This is a genomic window from Streptomyces capparidis (assembly GCF_054782095.1).
The window spans coordinates 157,275-175,313 of sequence record NZ_BAAGTD010000009.1; the positions used below are offsets into that span (position 1 = coordinate 157,275).

An 18,039-nucleotide genomic window follows, 5' to 3' on the forward strand; every position below is an offset into this window, starting at 1 on the left:
GCGGGGCGGGCGGACTTGTCCCGCCGGGCCTGGCGCCCCGCCGGCGCTGCGCCGCCGTCCAGCGGCCTGGAGGCGCCCCGGGGTGCCGACGCCTGCCTTCCAGGCCGCCGGAAAATCGATGTGCTCGAATCCTTCTCCATGTACTCTGCCGCGGTGGACACGACTGGGCGGCCCCTTTTCTGCGACGTCGAACTGGCTGAGCGGATCGAGCGGGCGGAAGTGCAACTCATCACGAATGGGAGTGCGGCCGCACATCGTCGTCATGGAGACGGTAAGGGTTTCCTGAAATCGGTCATGGGCGGCGTGGCGTCCTTCGCCGAGGACGACTCGCCGCTCAACAAGGTCGCCGGACTCGGATTCGCCGGCGTACCGGACGACGGCCTGCTCGACGAGATCGAGCGCGCCTTCGCCGACCGGGGAGCGCCTGTGCAGGTGGAGTTGGCCCACTTGGCCGATCCGGCGGTCGGCGCGCTGCTGACGGAGCGGGGCTACCGGCTCACGTCCTACGAGAACGTGCTCGGCTTCCCCTTGTCCGCGGAGCATGAGCGCTTCGAACCAGCGGGGATCGAGATCCGCCCCAGCGGCGAAGAGGAGTTCGAGCACTGGATCGAGGCCATCGCGGACGGCTTCGCGCACCCGGACACCCAAGGCGTCCCCGCCCATGAGGAGTTCCCACGAGAGGTGATCGCCGCTGCGGTCCGTGATCTGGTCAGTGCCGCCGGGATGAGGCGGTACAGCGCGGTGTGCGACGGTGCGGTAGTGGGGGGAGCCAGCGTTCGCATGACCGACGGCATCGCCCAGTTGACAGGAGCGGCCACCGCGCCGGCCCACCGACGCCGGGGCATTCAGACAGCCCTCCTGGCGGCCCGGCTTGCCGATGCCGCAGCGATGGGATGCGACATCGCCGTCGTCACCACACAGCCGGGCTCGAAATCCCAAGAGAATGTGCAACGTCAGGGATTCCACCTGCTCTATACCCGCGCCGTACTCGTGAAGCAGATGCAGAACTCCTGAGTGGGTGTTTCGTTTTCAACTCCGGCCGTGCATGGCAGCCGGGCCGGATGATCCTGGCCGTGGTGGTCTGGCGATGGGGGCCGGCGCTACCGCCGGGAAAGTGCTGATCCACTTCCGTCGTCGATGACGGCGAACGCGGTGTTCTGCCCGGGGAAGCGCGGGTCGCGGCAGTCACGGAAGCCGCGTCGGATCCGGCGACGGATGCAGGCATCCGGCCACCGTTCGAGGCGACCTGCGCCGGAGTGGGCGCTGATCGCGCAGACAGCCAGGCCCCAACGCGCCGGCCGACGGCCAGCGCGAGCAGGACATCCCCTGCACCGTCCACCGCGAGTACCCGGACCTGGCCGGCTCCCCCCACAGGGGAGTGCGGCGGCCGGTCGGGGATGCCGCGCGGCGACCGCGATGGTGCGTCGGCGCCTGTGTCGGTGGTGCTTACGAGGCGGCTTCGTCCTGAGGGGCGGCGGCGCGGGCGGTGTGCCGCGGGGTCCAGGGCAGGGGCAGGTCGTCGCCCTCCTGCCGGGGCACGACGTGGACGTGGAGGTGGAAGACGCTCTGGGTCGCCGCCTCCCCCTTGCTGGTGATGATGTTGGCGGCGGGGTGCTCGGCCATCAGCTCGGCGGCCCGGCGCATCACCATGGCGGTCACCTCCGGGTCGGTGCCGGCGTTCTCGACGTGGACGCGGGGCAGGACGAGAACGTGCCCGCCGTTCACGCCGCCGCTGCGCGGGCGGATCGCGAGGGCGTCGGGCCACTCACGGACGAGGACGGCCGGGGCCTCCCCGGCGGCGACAGCGCAGAAGACGCAGGGCTCCGCGTCGTACGGGCCATCGGTGACGGGGTCGTGCCCGTCCAGGTGTGTGATCTGCATGCCCATCACGATCCCGGCGTGGCGGGCACGACGGTAGGAGTTGCCCGTTGCCACCTTGAGAGCCATCTCCGGAACCCGGCGCGCTCCCGGGCGGCGTTCGCCGGGGCTGTCGTGTCAAAACCGGCGCGCAGTGCGCCGGCGAGACGACGGCTTCCCCCTCCGCTCGGCCGGACCCCGTGGGCGCTGCGGCGGGCGAGCCGACGACGTGGAGCCGTGCCCCGGCAGCCGTCACGGCGTGCGGAACCCCCGGAAGGTCACGTGCTTGCGGGTCCGGAAGCCGAGCCGCTCATAGAGCGCGATCGCGCCGGTGTTCGCCTCGGCCACATGCAGGAACGGACGCTCCCGGCGAGCGGTGATGCGGGCGGCGAGCGCGCCGACCAGGCGCGCGGCGTGGCCTCGTCCCCGTGCCTCGGGAGCGGTGCAGACGGCGCTGATCTCGCACCACCCCGGGGGCCGGAGCCGCTCGCCCGCCATCGCCACCAGCGTGCCGTTGTCGCGGATGCCGAGATAGGTGCCGAGTTCGTGGGTGCGCGGCCAGAACGGCCCCGGTCGCGTCCGGGCGGCGAGGTCCAGCATCTCGGGCACGTCGTCCTCGCCCAGTTCCACCACGTCGGCGCCGGTCGCGGCACGGGGCCGGTCGGCGCGGTCGCCGCCGGACCAGACCATCTGGCGGCCTTCGAGGACGAACACCGGCTCCCAGTCCGCCGGCGGGAGGGCCGGAGAGCTGAACATGTCCGCGAACTCCCGTGGCCCCAGCAACTGGGCGAGATCGGCCCACCCCGCCTTGTCCGCGTCGGCGGACACCGCGGAGAAGGTCGCCACTCCCGGCAGGTAGGTCGCGGCTTCGCCGAGCCGGCGGGCGAGGTGCGCGTGGTGGTGGCGGAGCGACGCCCCCACCGGGTCGTCGAGCGCGAGGGCGTCGCGGTCCATGCTGGTGTCGTCCCTCTCCTGCCGTGCGCGGAAGCCGGTCGCCCGGACGGTGCCACTCGGCGCCGGGACGACTTCGGTCGGCAGGCGCGGCGAGCGCGAGCCGCCCCGAACATCCCCGGCGCGGCCGGGTACGGGTGGTGATCATAGACAAGCACGGCCCGACCGGTCCCCACCCCCCTGCTCCCGCCTCCCCCCCGACCGCACACCGCCCGGCGCCGACACGAGCCGCCCCGTCCACGGTGGAAGCGTCGGCGGGCCACGCGGCACAAGCCCCCGGGGTGGACGGTGGCGGCCGACCCTCCCCTGTCCAGGCGCGGCTTCGGCGGGCTGGCCGCCCTCGCGCTCGCCGCCGGAGCTGTCTCGCCGCCCCGGCGCGGGCAGCACGTCCGGCGTGCGCGTCTCCGCCGTCGGCCGGACGCGCGGCCCGGTGGGGACCAGCAGGCCGCGCGTCCGGCCGAACCCGGATCAAGTTGGCGTGAAGTAGCCCCTGGAGGCCCTCGCCCCCTCCATATACTTCAAACGTCAACTACTAGTCGTTGGTCTGCCGACCGGCCCGTCCAGGGCCGTCCGTACGGGCGAGCCGAACCGGGATCGCCCGACACGAGCCGGCCCCGGCCAGTGCCCCCACCCGCGGCATCTCCCTTGCGCCGCGCCGCCGGACCCGATGGGGCCCGCCCGCGCCCCCGCGGGGGTGCGCAGACCGAGTGCGACGCGGCAGGCCGCAAGCCACCACAGGAAGGTAGCTGTATGAGAATCAGCACCCTTGTAAGCGGCACGGCAGGCGCGGCAGCGGTGGCGATGGGCGCCCTGGTCATGGCGCCCCCGGCCTCGGCCGTCGCTCCCACCACCGCAACCGTCCAGGTGGACTGCGGGGGCTGGGGGACGGGCAAGGCCACGCTCCAGGCCCAGCAGAACGGCGGGGCGGCGACCGTCACGTTCTCCACACCCGTGGTCTGGGCACACCACTCCATCCCGGCCGACTCGCTCCGGACGACGCTGACGCTGTCCGACGCGAGCGGTGAGGAGGTCACCTTCAGCGGGAAGGCCAACCCGGCCTGGACGCTGCTCGGCCAGCCCTACGACTCCGGCCCGTTGACGGGCACCGTCACCCCGGGTGAGGCGCTGCGGTTCACGTCGATCACGAGCACGTACGGGACGTTCACCGTGCAGTGCAAGGCCATCTCACCGCAAAGCCCGGGACCGTTCGTCTTCTGACACGTCTTCTGACACGTTGTGCCACGTTCTGACGCCTTCTGGCACGCCCCGGAACCCGGATCACCCAGCTCGGGGGCGGGGCCGTCAGAGCAGCCGTACCACCGCGGTGACGGCGAGCCCCGAGCCGACGCGCCACCGGCCGTGGAAGTCCGTCAGCGCACCGCCGGGCACCGCGGGAGCGGGGACGAGCAGACGGGCGGCGAAGTCGCCAGTGACGCTGCCGGCGGGCGGGCCGCCCGGCGCCGCGGTGAACTCCACATGGGCGTCGCGGAACCCGAGCCACCGCCCGGTCAGCGGGAACCACGCCTTGAACACTGCCTCCTTGGCGCAGAACAGCAGCCGGTCCCAGGCCGGGCCGGGCCGCTCCCGCGCGAGGTCGGCGAGCTGCGCCCGCTCCGCGTCCGACGCGATCGCGCCGAGCACCCGGCGGGGGAGCGGCAGCGCGGGCTCGGCGTCGATGCCGAGCGCCGCCACGTCCGCGCTCCGGGCGACCGCGCACGCCCGGTACCCGGGGCAGTGGGTGAGGCTGCCCACCACCCCGGGCGGCCACCGCGGGGCGCCGTGCTCGCCGCGCGCCACCGGCTCCGGGGGCGCGCCCAGCGCCGCGAGTGCCCGGCGGGCGCAGCCGCGCGCCTGCGCGAACTCGCGCCGCCTGGACGGGGCCGCCCCGGCCACCGCCGCCTCTTCGGCCGGGTGCAGCCGCGCCCGCGGCGCGTCCCCGAACGCCTCGGCGACAACGGCGCGGGCGCGGCGGGGCATCAGGCCGTCCAGCACCCGGACCTCACCCCCGCTGGGGCAGCCCGACCTTGACCCGGTAGGCGCAGCCGCCGGTGTGCGCCATCTGGCACAGGTCCACCCCCGGTTCGATCGCCGCGGGCAGCCCCATGGCGTCCAACCAGCCCAGCAGCCGCTCCCCGGGACCGCAGTGGTACAGCTTGTCGATCCCGGCCTTCCGCACGCCCTTGTACGCGAAGCAGGTGGTGACCCGGATCTCGTGCACCCCGTCCGCGAGCGTTTCCTCGGCCTCCAGCAGGGAGCCGAGGTAGAGGTCGACCGCCGCGCGGAACAGCCGGTGGTACTCCTCGGCGCTGTCCACCTTCTCCACCTCGAGGGCGCGCATCAGCCGGCGCATCTCCTGCCGCCCGAACTCGCGGACGACCTGGATGTTGGCCGCGTTCGCCCCGTCGATCCCGCTGCTGGTGGCGGTCTGGTAGAACCACAGGCCGTCCGTGGCCATCCACGACCTGCGCAGTAACTCCTCCCGTTGCACGGCGGTCAGGTCGCCGGCGGCGGCGTCCCGGCCCTCCCGGCCCTCCCGGCCCTCCCGGCCCTCCTGGCCGTCCTGGCCGTCCTGGCCGTCCCTGCTGTCCTGGCTCATGCTGTCACTCCCCGGTGGTCCGCCCGACGGTGGTGGCGCTGTCCTGCCGGGGCGCGCTGTGCTCCCGGTACAGGGCCTCGACACCGTGCCGCCGCAGCTTCCCGCTGGAGGTGCGGGGAAGCAAGCCCCTGCGGACGAGGACCACGTCGCGCGGCGTCACCCCGAGCGCTCCCGAGACGGCCAACCTGACCCGGGCCACCAGCTCCGACCTGGCCGCGGGGTCGTGCTCCCTGGTCTCCACCAGCAGCACCAGGCCCTCGCCCTCCGGGAAGCGCACCCCGCCCGCGAGCACCGAGTGCGGGGCCATTCCGGGCAGGCGGCCGGCGACCGCCTCGATGTCGCTGGCGTAGTGGTTCTGGCCGAAGACGATGACCATCTCCTTCCTGCGGCCGGTCACATACAGCTCGCCGTCGTGCCGGAAACCCAGGTCGCCGGTGGCCAGCCAGCCGCCGTCGCGCACGGTCCGGGCCGTGGCCGCCTCGTCCGCCTCGTAGCCGCGCATCACCGACGCCCCGCGGATCTCGATCTCGCCGACGGCGCCCTCGGCGTCCGGCACCGTGCCGTCCTCGGCCACCAGGCGCACCTCGGTGCCGGCGACGGGCCGCCCCACGGACACGACCTCCCGCGCCTGCTCCGCGCCCTCCCGGGTGAAGCCGACGACGCCGTCGCCGAGCAGGTCGCGGCGGACCCACATGCTGCGCACCGGCCGCCCCGCGGGCGCGAACGCGACCGCGAGCGAGCCCTCGGCCAGCCCGTACACCGGCAGGAAAACCGACCCGCGGAGACCGGCCGGGGCGAAGTGCGCGGTGAAGCGCCGCATCAGCTCGGCGTCCACGGCCTCCGCCCCGTTCAGCGCCAGGCGCCAGCCGGACAGGTCCAGCTCCCGCACCGCCTCCGGGGGCGTCCTGCGCAGGGCGTGCAGATAGCCGGAGTTGGGCGCGGCGGTCATCGCGCCGCTGCGTCCGCTGAGCAGCCGCAGCCACCGGCCCGGGTCGCGCAGGAAGTCCTCCGGCGGCATCAGGCAGGTGTCCACGTCGTGCAGGGCGGCGGTGAGCAGCGTGCCGATCAGGCCCATGTCGTGGAACAGCGGCAGCCAGCTCACACAGGTGTCGTCGCGGGTCAGGCCCAGGGCCCGGCTGATCGCCGAGGTGTTCGCCAGCAGGTTGCCGTGGCTGAGCACCACGCCTTTGGGGTCCTCGCTGGTGCCCGACGTGTACTGCACCAGCGCCGGGTGGCCCTCGGCGACGTCCTCGTACAGGGGCGACGGGGCGGCCAGTCCCGCGACGTCCAGGACGGTGAAGCCGCCGCCCGCGGCCTCGCCGAGCGCGGGGCCGAGCAGCGCGCCAAGCGCCGCGTCGGAGACCACCCGGGTGACGCCGGACCTGCGCATCGCCACACCGATGCGGTGGATGTGGATGTCCAGCGAAGCGAAGCGGAACGGGGGCGGCACCGGGACCGGCACCGCGCCCGCGGCCAGCACGCCGAACAGGGCGCGGGGGAAGTCCAGGGACGTGGGCAGCGCGAGCGCCACCCGCTCCCCGGGCGCCACCCCGCGCTCCCGCAGCCCGCAGGCGATCCGCCCGGCGTCGTGGTACAGCTCGCCGAAGCCGGTGCGGGCCGCCTCGCGCCCGCCGTTGAACAGCCGGATGCCGTGCCCGCTCCCGCGGTCGGCCACGGCCCTGAGCGCGGCGGTCAGGCTCATGCCGAGGCCCGCTCCCGGCACAGCCGCACCACCAGCTCCTCGAACTGGCCGACGGTCTCGATCCGGAAGGTGACGTCGTCGTCCACCTCGATGCCGAAGGCGCTCTCCACCTCCAGGATGATCTGGAGCACCCGCATGGAGTCCACGTTGGGCAGCGACCGCAGTTGCCGGTCGGGGCCGAGCTCCTCCTCGGGCACCGTGAGCTGCCCGCCGATGATCGCGCGGACCCGCCGCTGGACGTCCGCCTCGGTGTGGCCGGTTTCCATGTCTGCTTCATCCCCCTGTTGTCTGCGCCGGTGTCGTCTCCTGCGCTCCCTCCGGCCCGTTGGCGGCGCGCAGCGCCCGCACCAGGCCGGCCGGCAGGCGCTCGCCGTACTGGCCGAGCGCGCCCTCGGTGAGCCGGTGGAAGGTGCCGTCCGCGGCGGCGACCAGCCCGCCGCCGGGCAGCTCGATACGGCCGGAGGCGCGCACCGACGCGCCGTCCCGCGCGGTGATCCGCGCGTGGGCGACGTACTCGGCGCCGGTCTCCATCGGCCGTCCGTAGCGGACCCGCAGGCCCGTGGTGAAGGCCGAGACCCGGCCCAGGCGGTACACCGTCTGGGCCAGGACCTCGTCCAGGATCGAGGCGACGATCCCGCCGTGGATCACGCCGGGGAACGACTCGTAGTTCTCACCGAGCCGGAACCGGGTGGCGAAGCCGTCCTCGTACCGTTCGAAGGTCAGCCGCAGCCCGATGGGGTTCCGCGGCGCGCAGCCGAAGCAGTTCGTCTCGGTCTCGGTGCTCTCGGACTCGGGCACGGACGGCCCCCTCAGGCCGTCTGCACGAGCGAGCGGAGCTTGCGCTTGATGTCGCGGGCGGTCTCGATCGAGTCGTCCTCGGCCAGCCGGCGCACCATGGCCAGCACCTTGCTGTCGGCGGTGTCCACGGCCCCGGCCTGGATGGTCTCGATCCGGCGGATGCCCTTGGTGGAGGTGGAGTGCGGGTAGAAGTGGCCCGCCGGGTGCTTCACGCCCTGGCTGCGGTCGGCGAGCCAGACGTAGGCCATCTTCATGGCGTCGATCCGGCTCTCCCGGCTGGCGTCGCACAGCTCCTGGCTGAAGACGAAGAACGCCCGCGCGTGCCGGGACTCGTCGCGGCTGAGCAGCTTCCAGATCCGCTTGATCACCGGCTCCGTGGCCTCCGCGGCCAGGCACCGGTACAGCTCGGCGGCGCGGCACTCGGAGATGATGTTCATCATGAGCGTGCCGGGCCTGCTGCTGCCCATCGGGTACGGCTCCCGCTTGTACAGGGCGTGCTTGGAGCGCACCTTCACTCCGATGCGGTCCAGGTAGCGGGCCTGCACCAGGGAGTGCCGCGCCTCCTCGGCGCCCCACATCAGCGCCCAGGACGAGAAGCTGGTCTCGCCCTCCCACTCCCGCAGGAAGTTGTGCGCGCCGGGCAGGGTGCCGAACTCGATGATCGCCGCCTCGGTGAGGAAGTCCACCTCCTCCTCGCTGAGCAGTTGCGGGTCGAGCTGCTCGAGGTTGACCTCCTTCCAGTCCCACCGCGTGGTCTCGAACCAGTCGAAGATCTTGTTGTACGTCATGTCCAGGTAGAAGTCGGTGTACAGCTCGTCCTGGGCCAGCGAGTGGTAGGCGCGCAGGCCGAGCTCCACCGTCCCCGCCAGGGCGTCGCCCTCCAGCGCCGCGGGGGCGAGGATGTCCTCGACGTCGTAGGTCTCGGTCCAGCCCGGCACCAGACCGCCGGCGTTCGGCCCGACCGAGTACACCCGGGTCTTGGCGAACTCCGGCCGGTCGCGCAGCCCGCGCACCGCCTCGGGCACCGCGGACCCCGCGGCGCCGCCGGCGAACACCACCGCGACCTCCGCGCCGCCGGTGTGCTGCTCGTGCAGATACCGCTGGAAGGCGTCGGACCGCATCCGGTCGAGGCCGACGGTCCCGAAGCGGGACAGGGTGACGCTGTCGGCCAGGGGTGCCCCCGGCAGGCAGTCGACGAGTGCGATCCGCGCGTTGCTCATGTGGTGGTTCCTCATCCCCGATGTGTGGTTTCCCCAGGTCCGGAGGTCACCGGCGTGCGGTGCCCCCGGCTTTCGTGTCCGGGCGTCGCGCGGGCGGCGCGGCGGCGGCAGGCCGCGGGCTCATGCCCACGCAGGCCGCGGCGCTGACCGCCATGAGCAGCCCGACGGCGGTCCAGATGCGGACGAACGCGGTGTGCGTCGCGTCGTAGCCGAGCGGCGTGCCCATCAGCGCCACCATCAGGCTGATGCCGAGCACGCTGCCGATCTGCCGGCTCATGTTGACCACCGCGCTGCCGGTGGCGAAGCGCTCCTGCGGCAGGTCCGCGGTGGCCGTGGACAGGATGGCCGGCAGGGCCAGGCCCACACCGGCACCGCCCACCACCCATCCGGGCAGCAGGGCGGAGGCGTAGTGGGGGGTGCGTCCGAGGGCCAGCGCCATCCAGGCGACGCCCCCGGCGCAAAGCAGGCAGCCGAACGCCGCCGTGCGGCCGACCGGGACCCGGACGGCCAGCCGCATCGCCGCCCCGGCCGCGAGCGGCACCATCAGCGGCCCCGGCGCGATCGCCAGGCCGGTGCGCAGCGCCGAGTACCCCCACACGTCCTGCACCCACAGCACCGCGGCCAGCAGGTTGGCCGCGAACGCCGCGCTGAACAGCAGCGCCGCCGCGTTGGACCAGGCGAACGTGCGCACCCGCAGCAGCGCCGGCTCGATGACGGGGGCGCGGTGGCGCAGCGAGCGCCACCAGAAGGCGCCGCCCCCGGCCACGGCGGCGGCGAGCACCGCGGCGGTGCGGGCCGCCGGCCAGTCGTTGATCCGCACCAGGCCCAGCGCGAGCAGGCCGATCGCCGCCGTCAGCAGGGCCGCCCCGGGCAGGTCGGGCAGGCGGGTGGCGGACTCGTCCCGCGAGTCGGGCACGCACCGGGCGGCGACCGCCAGCGCGACGAGCCCCACCGGCAGGTTCACCAGGAACACCCAGCGCCAGGACACCTCCACCAGCAGCCCGCCGAGCACCGGCCCCGCCGCCGCGGCCACCGCGCCCGACGCCGACCACACCCGCACCGCGCCCACGCGCCGCTCGGGCGGGAACGCGGACAGCAGCAGGCCGAGGCTGGCCGGGGTGAGCGCCGCGGCGCCCGCGGCCTGGAGCACCCGGAACAGGACGAGCGCCCACAGCGACGTGGCCAGGGCGCAGGCCGCGGAGGCGGCGGTGAACAGCGCGACTCCGGCCAGGAAGACGCCCTTGCGGCCGAACCGGTCGGCGAGCCTGCTCAACGGCACCAGCAGGGCCGCGAAGACGATCGCGTACCCGTTGAGCACCCAGGAGAGGTCCGACAGGGACACTCCGTCGAGATCGCGGCCGATTTCGGCAAAGGCCACGTTGACGATGAAGAGATCGAGACCGGCCATGAACGCGGCGAGCGAGAGAATGACAAGGACCAGACGGGCCTGACCCGGAGCCAGCATGCGGCAACGCTACTGGCCGCACCGGTGGAGAAACAAGGCGTGTTTTTCGGACTGCGATTCCGGGCATCGAATCGGAGGCGCGGATTCCGCGCCCGACCCCCTGCGTAGCAGGTCTGACCTGCAAAAACGCTGACTTTTCAGCGGGTCGTCCGTCGGCGTACAGAATAAAGAATTCCGTCCAGCGGCCCGGAAATAAGGGCCGTCTTTCCCGGGATGGATCATTCGGGAAAGGCGGTTGTCCGCAGCTCCGGGAAACTCCGCGACCGTGTTGCGGGAATGTTTCGCATACCGGAGGGTCGGGTGGTTCGCACGCGGGTGTGCGATCGGTGCGGACCGTGGAGATCCCGGGCCGGTGGGCCGGGGCCGGTGGGCCGCGCCGCGCGTGACCGCCCGTCAGCGGCCCGCGGACGCGCGGCGCGCATCCGGTCGGCGGCGGCACCCGCGCTTGATGGGATGCGGCTGAATATCGACGGCTACGTGTGCCACCGGCCGACCGGATCGCACACGTTCGATCAGCAGCCGCCGCCGCACGCGGTCATCCGGGCGTGACGGTGGGACACGAGGACCCACCGCGTGGTGCAGAGAGCCCGCCTGCCCCAAGGGCGACCCGGCCCCGGGTCAGCCCCAGGTCAGTCGGCCGTCGGGGGTGACCCGGGGCTCGTCGAACGGGGCCGGGTCCGGCATGCGGCCGGTCGTCAGGGCGTCCGCGACCGCCGCCAGGTAGGCGCCGAACGACGGCCAGGCGCCGTCGAACGAACCGGGACCGTCGTGCGGAACGAACCCCACGCGCCCTTGCCCGGGACCTGGGCGCATGTCGATCACGTCCAGGTCCCCCTGGAAGAACGTGACCGGGACCCACAGGCGGTCCCAGTGCACCTCCCCGCACTCCACCCCCCACGGCTCCTCGCCGTCGTGGAGCTCGTCCGTGACCTCGTTCCACAGCTCCCACTGCTCCACCACCATCCCGACCGGCAGCAGACGCATCAGATGCGGCAGCAGCCCGCACTCCGGCTCGGCACCGTCGTGGCAGGCCAGCGAGGCCGCCAGGTCGGCGGGCAGCGGCATGCCCAGCTCACGTTCGGCGGCGGCGAGCGAGACGGGATCCGCCGGCGGGCGCAGCCCGGCCAAAGTGGCCGGGGCGTTGGCGGCGAGCCAGCCGTCGATGCGGGCCCAGGACTCGGGGACGGGGGCGATGACGCTGTCGGGCACGCGGACATTATCCGGGCTCCACGAAGGGCCACGGCCGCCGGGACGGCGCGATCACCCAGCAGACGCGGCGTCCTCGCCACCGCCGAGCCAACCCGGCCGACCGCACACCGCCCCGGACACGCGCGTCCACCACGAACACGAGGCCTCCCGCGGCACCGGTCAGGTACTCGTTCTTTCCCTGGCGGCCCTGGCGGCCCTGGCAGGCGGCCAAGGCGGGGGAGTCCGTCACCGTGCCGCCGATCCCTGCTCTGCCGGGCCTGGCGATTCAACAGCCCCCGGATCGGGAGCGCTGCGAGGGCTTCGGCGGAACGTCTCGCACGCCGGACAGCAGCTCCCGGAGGGCCGCGCATAAACCCCTTGCTCAATGGTCAAGGATCGTTGACCATTGCCCGCATGCCTACCGACGATCTTCCCGAGACGTTTCACGTCACCACTGACGAGCAGATGCGCGCCGTCTCCAATCTCACGCGCCACCGGATCATGGCCGCGCTCCGCTTCGAGCCGGCGACGATCACGCAGATCGCCGAGCGGGTGGGCCTTGCGAAGGGGAGTTCCAGCTATCACGTACGGCTGCTGGAGCGGGCCGGCCTGGTGAAGGTGGTACGGACGCGGAAGGTGCGGGGTGTCACCGAGCGGTACTACGCGATGGCCGCGCGGGCGATCGCGCTGCCGGATCCGGGAGAGGGAGGGCCCGATGTGCTGATGCGCCATGCGGTGGCGGACCTGGAGGCGTCGCCGGTGGACGAGCGGCACGTGCGGATGGCGCATCTGCGGCTCACCGACGAGCAGTTCGCGGAGCTGGGGGCGCGACTGCAAGCACTGGCGGACGAGTACCGGGAGCTGTCCGATTCGTCGCTGCCGGACGTATCACTGGTCTTCGCACTGTTCCACCCGGCACCGCGCGAACAGGCCGAGAGGGGCACCAAGTGACCTCGGACGCAGGGAAGTTGCCGACCGGGTTCGGACGGTTGTGGACTGCGCAGACGGTGTCCTCGCTCGGTGACGGGGTGTCGCATGCCGCGCTGCCGCTGCTCGCGTTGACGTTGACACGGGACCCGATGGCGCTCGCCTTCGTCACGGCCGCCGGGACGCTGCCGTGGCTGCTCTTCGGGGTGCTCGGCGGTGCGCTGGTGGACCGCTGGGACCGGCGGCGCACGATGTGGGTCGCGGACACGGCGCGTGCGGTGCTGCTCGCGATACCGGCGGCGGCGGCCGTGCTCGACGTGCTGAGCATTCCGCTGCTCGCGGCCGTCGCCTTCCTGCTCGGCCTCGGCGGACTCTTCTTCGACACGGCCGCCACGGCCTATCTGCCGGATCTGCTCCGCCGCGACCCCGCACTCCTGGAGCGCGCCAACTCCCGCCTGCGCGGCGCCCAGACCGCCATGTCCGGCTTCGCGGGGCCGCCTGCGGGCAGCGCGCTGCTCGCGCTCGGCCGGGCGGTTCCACTGCTCGCCGACGCGGTGTCGTTCATCCTCTCCGCACTGCTCGTACGTACGCTGCCCGCCATGCCCCGGCCCGCGCCGGAGGCCCGTGACTCGCTGCTTCAACAGGCGCGGGCCGGGGCCTCGTACGTCTTCCGGGACCGGTTGCTGCTCGGGCTCGCGCTCCGCCCGGCGGTCGGGAACGTTGCCTTCCTCGCTGTGGAGACCGTCCTCGCCCTCTTCGCGCACGACCGCCTCGGCATCGACACCTACGGCTTCGGCCTGCTCCTCACGGCGGAGGCCACCGGCGGCCTGCTCGGGGCAGGCGTCGCCTCCTACCTCGGCCGACGACTCGGCACCGGCACCGCACTCACCTGCACCGCCGCGGTCGAAGGACTGGCCATCCTGGGCCTGGCCGCTGCCCCGAACCCGTACGTGGCCGGGCTGGCGCTTGCCGTCTGCGGGGCCGGCATGGGCGCCACGATGGTGCTCGGGCCCTCCCTCCGGCAGGCGATAGTCCCCGCCCACCTCATGGGCCGGGTCGCCTCCACCTCCCGCATGCTGGCCATGTGCGCCGCCCCCATCGGGGCCTTCCTCGGCGGCTGGCTGGCCACCACCTACGACATCCGCACCCCGCTCTACGCCGCCGCCGTCCTCCTGCTGGCGATGACGGCCATCACGGCATCCATGACCAGCAACCGCCGGGTCGAAGCGGCGCTGCGTGCCGCCACCCCGGCCGGAGTCCCAGATCACCCGGCACCCAAGGACCCCGCCCAGGCGAGTGCTCCCGACTTTTTGTGACCCCTGCGCCGCACCGGGACACGCCGCTCCCGACCCTCGCGACAACCGGCTCCCCGGCTGCACGCCAATGCCCTGTGACGGCGTCCTCCACCCAGGGCGCCGTCACAGGGGATGGACATGGTGCGGGGATCGGCGACTCACCGATCCTTCCGCGCTCCGATCACCGCCCCCACCGGGTCTGTATGACCTCTTGGATCAGGAGCCTGACACGTCGGCCTTCGACTGTGCATTGCCCGCGTCCGGCGAGACCCGGAAGGTTCGGCTGCCCAGGCTGCCTCTTGTCCTGCGCCGGACCGAGGCGTCAGACGCCTGCGGTCCACCGGGTGCTGGGCGTTCCGTGCGGTGAGGACCCGGCGCAGCCGGGCGGCCGCCACCGGGTCGGTGGGTGGGCGTGTGGCGGGCTGCGGCGCCAACGCACGGGGAGGTGCTGGGTCTGCCCGATACCGGGTCCTCACCTTTGATCCCCGCGTGGCGCGATCACTGTGCCCGCTGACGGGCACAGTGGCACTTACCTCGGGGGTAATCGACCCGTTCCGCGCCGCCCGGCATGGTTGCGGTGCCGGGTCCCGAGCAGCGCACCCCGGCCGGGACCGGGGCCCCGACCAGCGCACTTCAGCGCGCCCGCCCCCAACGCCGGAGGACTATCAGCCATGTCCGCGACCTTCATCACCTCCCTCGGGCGCAGCAACGAGCCCGTCACTCTGCTGCGCCGCTTCCTGGCCCTCGACGCCGTGGTCACCACCGCCAACGGCGTGGCCTACCTCGCCGCGTCCGGCCCTCTCGGGCGGCTGCTCGGGGTCAACTCCGGACTGCTGCTCGGGCTCGGGGCGTTCCTGGTGCTGTTCGGCGCCGGGGTGGGCTCGGTGGCGGCCCGGAGAAGGCCCCCGGTCCTCGCCGTGAAGGGAGTGATCGAGTGCAATCTCGCCTGGGCGGTGGTGAGCCTCCTCGCGCTGTTCGCCTGGTTCGACGCCAGCACGGCCGGGAGTGTGTGGATCCCGGCACAGGCCTTCACCGTCGCCGGGTTCGCCGCCCTCCAGCACATGGCGCTGCGCGCCGAAGGCTGACGGCTACGACATCAGCGGCCGCAACGACCGAAGTGGGCGACCGTCTCCGCGTCGGCCGGGAGGAACGTCTCGATGGCGGACTCGGAGAAAGTGCTCGGTGAGCGCAGCCGTTGCCTGATCGGCGCGATCCGGCAGGCCGCCCCGCTCCTCACCGACGCCCACGCCCACGCCCACGCGGACCTGACCATCTGCCGCCGATTCGGAGATGCTCGCTCACAGCAGCCCGCCCAACGGCTGAATGCGCTCGGTGAGCCGACCGCGCAGCCACCCCTCGGAGGTGCCGGCCTCAGTGAGCCAGTCTGCGCCGATGAGAAGCTCGGCGAGCCCCGGCAAGCCGTTCGGGTGGCAGGAGACGGAACGCCGCGGCCCGGTCCAAGTGCGGCCCACCGTCCTCGAGCCGTCCGAGTTGCCCGTCGGGGCGGTGTGGGCCGCGGTGTGCTGGGCCAGCAGCCGGGTTCGGGTGGTCTTGCCGAAGGCGAACGGGCGGGGCTGCTCGGACAGGAGGGGAGGGTGGGGACGGTGATGGCGACGCCGACGACGTTCCCGGTGCCGTCGCGCGCGGCCCGCAGGGTGAGCACCAGCACAGCGATGCGCATCTCGGCCCGCGGGTACGGGGCGTGGACGGCGGCGTAGTCCAGCACGGCGCGGGCGTGCGCGGCCTGTTGGCGGGTGAGCAGCCTCTCCACCACCGGCCCGTCGTCGGCTGCCGTGCCGCCGACGAGTCGGCCCAGACGATTGTGGTGCATCTCGCCGCCCGCGCCGCTTGCCCGGCCGGGACTTCCCCCCGGCGCGGGCCGGAGGGGCCGAGGCTCCGGCGGCGGGGGAGGGGCGTGGTCGGACTCACGAGCGCGCGCTGTCCATGCTCGCCTCCGCCGCCGAGGCCGCCGAAACGACCGGCGAGGACCGGCTGGCGCCGCCCGCCGCCCGCCGCCCGCCGTCACCGACCACCGGCCCACCGGCCCCCCACGCCCCTGGCGCCCGCCCTGCCCGAGCCCTCCCACCGCCGACCGGCTGGTCCTGCTCACCTTGCCCGCGTGGGAGCCGGAGGCGGTGCGGGAGGCGCTGAGCGCGTCCAGGCAGGCGGGCATCGGAGGGATCTGCGGGGGCGGTCCCCTGGATGTGCGGCAGTGCCACCCGCTGGGCGATGAGCGTACGCAGGTCCGCCGGACGGAGCGCGCCCAGCGGCACGCGCCGCGACCCGTGCACCGTGCGCGGAGCAGGTGAGTCGCTCCGGCCGCCGGAGCCGCCCATCGGGGCGGGTCCAGTTCCTCGGGAGTGCGGCCGAGACGCAGCAGGCCGTCCATGGGGCTCATGCTCCGCCCTGGCCCGGCGGCCGCCGGCGGCCGGGCCGCGGTCCGCCCCCTCGCGCGGATCGGTGAGGGCGGCGCGCCGGCCGGACCGGACGATCCCCGGGCGTGTCCGCGCCCGGGGACCCGCTCCGTCCGGAGCCGCCACGTTCATCGTGACCGATGCCTTGACGGATGTCGGGCTTGCGCGAACACTGGCCTGACTACGTAGTCATGACTACGTAGTCAGGAACAGCGAACAGCGTCCCGGCAGCTCGAAGGGATCGACCCATGCCCAGGAACACGGACACCGGCACCCCCGGGCGCCGGCCGCGCGGACCCGGCATGACGGAGGTCGCCAGGCTCGCCGGGGTGTCGCAGAAGACGGTCTCCCGGGTGGTCAACGGGGAGCAGTACGTCAGCGACGATGTCCGGGAGCGGGTGCTGCGCGCGATCCGCGAGTTGGACTACCGTCCCAACAACGCCGCGCGGGCCCTCATCAGGGGCAGGCACCACAAGATCGGCGTCGTCTCGATGGGCACCGCCCTGTACGGCCCGTCGTCGCTGCTGATCGCGCTCGAACGCGTGACACGGCGCGCGGGATACTCCTTCACGCTGGCCAGCACCCTGGAACACCGGCGCGGAGGCTACGCCGAGGCCATGGAAGCCCTGCTCGAACAGGGAGTGGACGGCATCGTGCTCTCGGATCCGGTGGACGACGGCACGTCGCCGCCGTCAGGGATCGACGTGCCGGTCGTCAGCCTCACCTCCGTCCGCGCGGAGGGCGTCGCCGCGGCGAGGGCCGCCACCGAACACCTGCTGTCCCTGGGCCACCGCACCGTGTGGCACATTCCGGGCCCCCAGGACTGGTGGTCCGCCCGCGACCGGCTGATCGGCTGGCGGGAGGCCCTCACGGCTGCGGGCGCCCCTGAACCGCCGCTGCCGCCGGAGGGCGACTGGACACCGGCGTCCGGCTACACGGCCGGACTCCGGCTGGCCAGGACCCCCGGCGTCACCGCCGTGTTCGCGGCCAACGACGAGATGGCCATCGGAGCGCTGCGGGCCTTCCACGAGGCGGACCTCCCCGTGCCCGGCCGGATCAGCGTCGTCGGCTACGACGACATCCCGGTCGCCGCTTATCTGAACCCGCCGCTGACCACGGTCCGGCAGGACTTCGACGCCGTCGCGACCCGCGCCGTCGAGGCACTGCTCGCCCAGGTCGAAGGGCGCCCGGCGCCTGACGGCTCCCACCCCCTGCCCACCCATGTGTCCCTGCGCGGCTCCACCGCGCCGCCGGGCCACCCCTCCGACGGCCGCTGACCGCGGCACCGTTCCGGCACACCCCGTCCACCCGCCTCGTCCAACCGGCCTCCGTCAGCGCGGACCGGTGCCCTGCACCACGGCCGGCCGCCGTCGTCGGTCCATCTCCACCCCCTCGTGGCCGACATGCCGAACAATGATCGATATCCCGAACCATGGATAGCGTGCAGCGGACACCGGCGGACCGGCCGGTCCCGCCCGCTCCCCCCGGAGCCGTCCGCCGTTCCCCCTCGCCCGCAGGCCCCGTCCGTGTGCCCGGCCGTCGCCCGGCCCCGGACCCCCGCCGCGACCGAGCGGCGGACCCTCCCGCCCGCACCCGCCCGCACCCACCCGTGCCTTCCCGTCCCAG

Annotated in this window: 17 protein-coding genes; 6 read left to right on the forward strand and 11 right to left on the reverse strand. The window is 73.6% G+C overall.

The window, feature by feature from the left end; all coding sequences use genetic code 11:
- Window positions 1-153 precede the first annotated feature (153 nt).
- Complete coding sequence (locus ACYVO2_RS10410; protein ID WP_461007378.1) at window positions 154-1,014, forward strand: GNAT family N-acetyltransferase; 861 nt, start codon at window positions 154-156, stop codon at window positions 1,012-1,014.
- Between the two features lie 432 nt (window positions 1,015-1,446).
- On the opposite strand, the gene ACYVO2_RS10415 is transcribed toward ACYVO2_RS10410, so the two are convergent.
- Together ACYVO2_RS10415 and ACYVO2_RS10420 are read right to left on the reverse strand one after the other, a co-directional pair.
- Window positions 1,447-1,881: an HIT family protein gene (locus ACYVO2_RS10415; protein ID WP_461007379.1), complete on the reverse strand. Its 435-nt coding sequence runs from the start codon at window positions 1,879-1,881 to the stop codon at window positions 1,447-1,449.
- A gap of 228 nt (window positions 1,882-2,109) precedes the next feature.
- Entirely contained in the window at window positions 2,110-2,811 is a 702-nt protein-coding gene (locus ACYVO2_RS10420) for a GNAT family N-acetyltransferase (RefSeq protein WP_461007380.1), read from the reverse strand.
- A 747-nt stretch (window positions 2,812-3,558) separates the two neighbouring features.
- Here ACYVO2_RS10420 and ACYVO2_RS10425 point away from each other — a divergent pair.
- Complete coding sequence (locus tag ACYVO2_RS10425; RefSeq protein ID WP_461007381.1) at window positions 3,559-4,026, forward strand: hypothetical protein; 468 nt, start codon at window positions 3,559-3,561, stop codon at window positions 4,024-4,026.
- Window positions 4,027-4,110: 84 nt separating this feature from the next.
- Here the strand turns inward: ACYVO2_RS10425 and ACYVO2_RS10430 are convergent, their stop codons facing one another.
- The 8 genes from ACYVO2_RS10430 to ACYVO2_RS10465 form a co-directional block, all read right to left on the reverse strand.
- Window positions 4,111-4,800, reverse strand: coding sequence for a 4'-phosphopantetheinyl transferase family protein (locus ACYVO2_RS10430; RefSeq protein ID WP_461007382.1), 690 nt, complete (start codon window positions 4,798-4,800; stop codon window positions 4,111-4,113).
- Window positions 4,801-4,807: 7 nt separating this feature from the next.
- A complete protein-coding gene (locus tag ACYVO2_RS10435; RefSeq protein ID WP_461007383.1) occupies window positions 4,808-5,404 on the reverse strand; it encodes a DUF6125 family protein in 597 nt (198 codons plus the stop codon).
- Between the two features lie 4 nt (window positions 5,405-5,408).
- Entirely contained in the window at window positions 5,409-7,106 is a 1,698-nt protein-coding gene (locus ACYVO2_RS10440) for an AMP-binding protein (protein WP_461007384.1), read from the reverse strand.
- Window positions 7,103-7,372: an acyl carrier protein gene (locus tag ACYVO2_RS10445; RefSeq protein ID WP_461007385.1), complete on the reverse strand. Its 270-nt coding sequence runs from the start codon at window positions 7,370-7,372 to the stop codon at window positions 7,103-7,105. Before ACYVO2_RS10445 ends, ACYVO2_RS10440 begins: the two co-directional genes overlap by 4 nt.
- A gap of 7 nt (window positions 7,373-7,379) precedes the next feature.
- Window positions 7,380-7,904 (reverse strand): PaaI family thioesterase, encoded by a 525-nt coding sequence (locus ACYVO2_RS10450; RefSeq protein WP_461007386.1) that lies wholly within the window; start codon window positions 7,902-7,904, stop codon window positions 7,380-7,382.
- 11 nt (window positions 7,905-7,915) lie between these two features.
- Window positions 7,916-9,124 carry a ferritin family protein gene (locus ACYVO2_RS10455; protein WP_461007387.1) on the reverse strand — a complete coding sequence of 403 codons (1,209 nt, stop codon included), beginning with the start codon at window positions 9,122-9,124 and terminating at the stop codon, window positions 7,916-7,918.
- Between the two features lie 46 nt (window positions 9,125-9,170).
- Window positions 9,171-10,589, reverse strand: a complete 1,419-nt coding sequence (locus ACYVO2_RS10460) for an MFS transporter (RefSeq protein ID WP_461007388.1) — start codon at window positions 10,587-10,589, stop codon at window positions 9,171-9,173.
- Between the two features lie 618 nt (window positions 10,590-11,207).
- Window positions 11,208-11,798 (reverse strand): SMI1/KNR4 family protein, encoded by a 591-nt coding sequence (locus ACYVO2_RS10465; protein WP_461007389.1) that lies wholly within the window; start codon window positions 11,796-11,798, stop codon window positions 11,208-11,210.
- Window positions 11,799-12,191: 393 nt separating this feature from the next.
- On the opposite strand from ACYVO2_RS10465, the gene ACYVO2_RS10470 reads away from it, so the two are divergent.
- The 3 genes from ACYVO2_RS10470 (at window position 12,192) to ACYVO2_RS10480 (ending at window position 15,084) form a co-directional block, all read left to right on the forward strand.
- Window positions 12,192-12,728, forward strand: a complete 537-nt coding sequence (locus tag ACYVO2_RS10470) for an ArsR/SmtB family transcription factor (protein ID WP_461007390.1) — start codon at window positions 12,192-12,194, stop codon at window positions 12,726-12,728.
- The gene (locus ACYVO2_RS10475; RefSeq protein WP_461007391.1) at window positions 12,725-14,020 is read left to right on the forward strand and encodes an MFS transporter; all 1,296 of its coding nucleotides are present in this window, start codon (window positions 12,725-12,727) and stop codon (window positions 14,018-14,020) included. The genes ACYVO2_RS10470 and ACYVO2_RS10475 overlap by 4 nt, the downstream gene beginning before the upstream one ends.
- Window positions 14,021-14,670: 650 nt before the next feature.
- Window positions 14,671-15,084, forward strand: a complete 414-nt coding sequence (locus ACYVO2_RS10480; protein ID WP_461007392.1) for a hypothetical protein — start codon at window positions 14,671-14,673, stop codon at window positions 15,082-15,084.
- Window positions 15,085-15,095: 11 nt separating this feature from the next.
- Here ACYVO2_RS10480 and ACYVO2_RS10485 read toward each other — a convergent pair whose 3' ends face one another.
- Window positions 15,096-15,272 (reverse strand): hypothetical protein, encoded by a 177-nt coding sequence (locus tag ACYVO2_RS10485; protein ID WP_461007393.1) that lies wholly within the window; start codon window positions 15,270-15,272, stop codon window positions 15,096-15,098.
- Between the two features lie 1,389 nt (window positions 15,273-16,661).
- Between ACYVO2_RS10485 and ACYVO2_RS10490 the strand changes: the two genes are divergently transcribed.
- Window positions 16,662-17,690: a LacI family DNA-binding transcriptional regulator gene (locus ACYVO2_RS10490; RefSeq protein ID WP_461007394.1), complete on the forward strand. Its 1,029-nt coding sequence runs from the start codon at window positions 16,662-16,664 to the stop codon at window positions 17,688-17,690.
- Window positions 17,691-18,039: the final 349 nt, after the last annotated feature.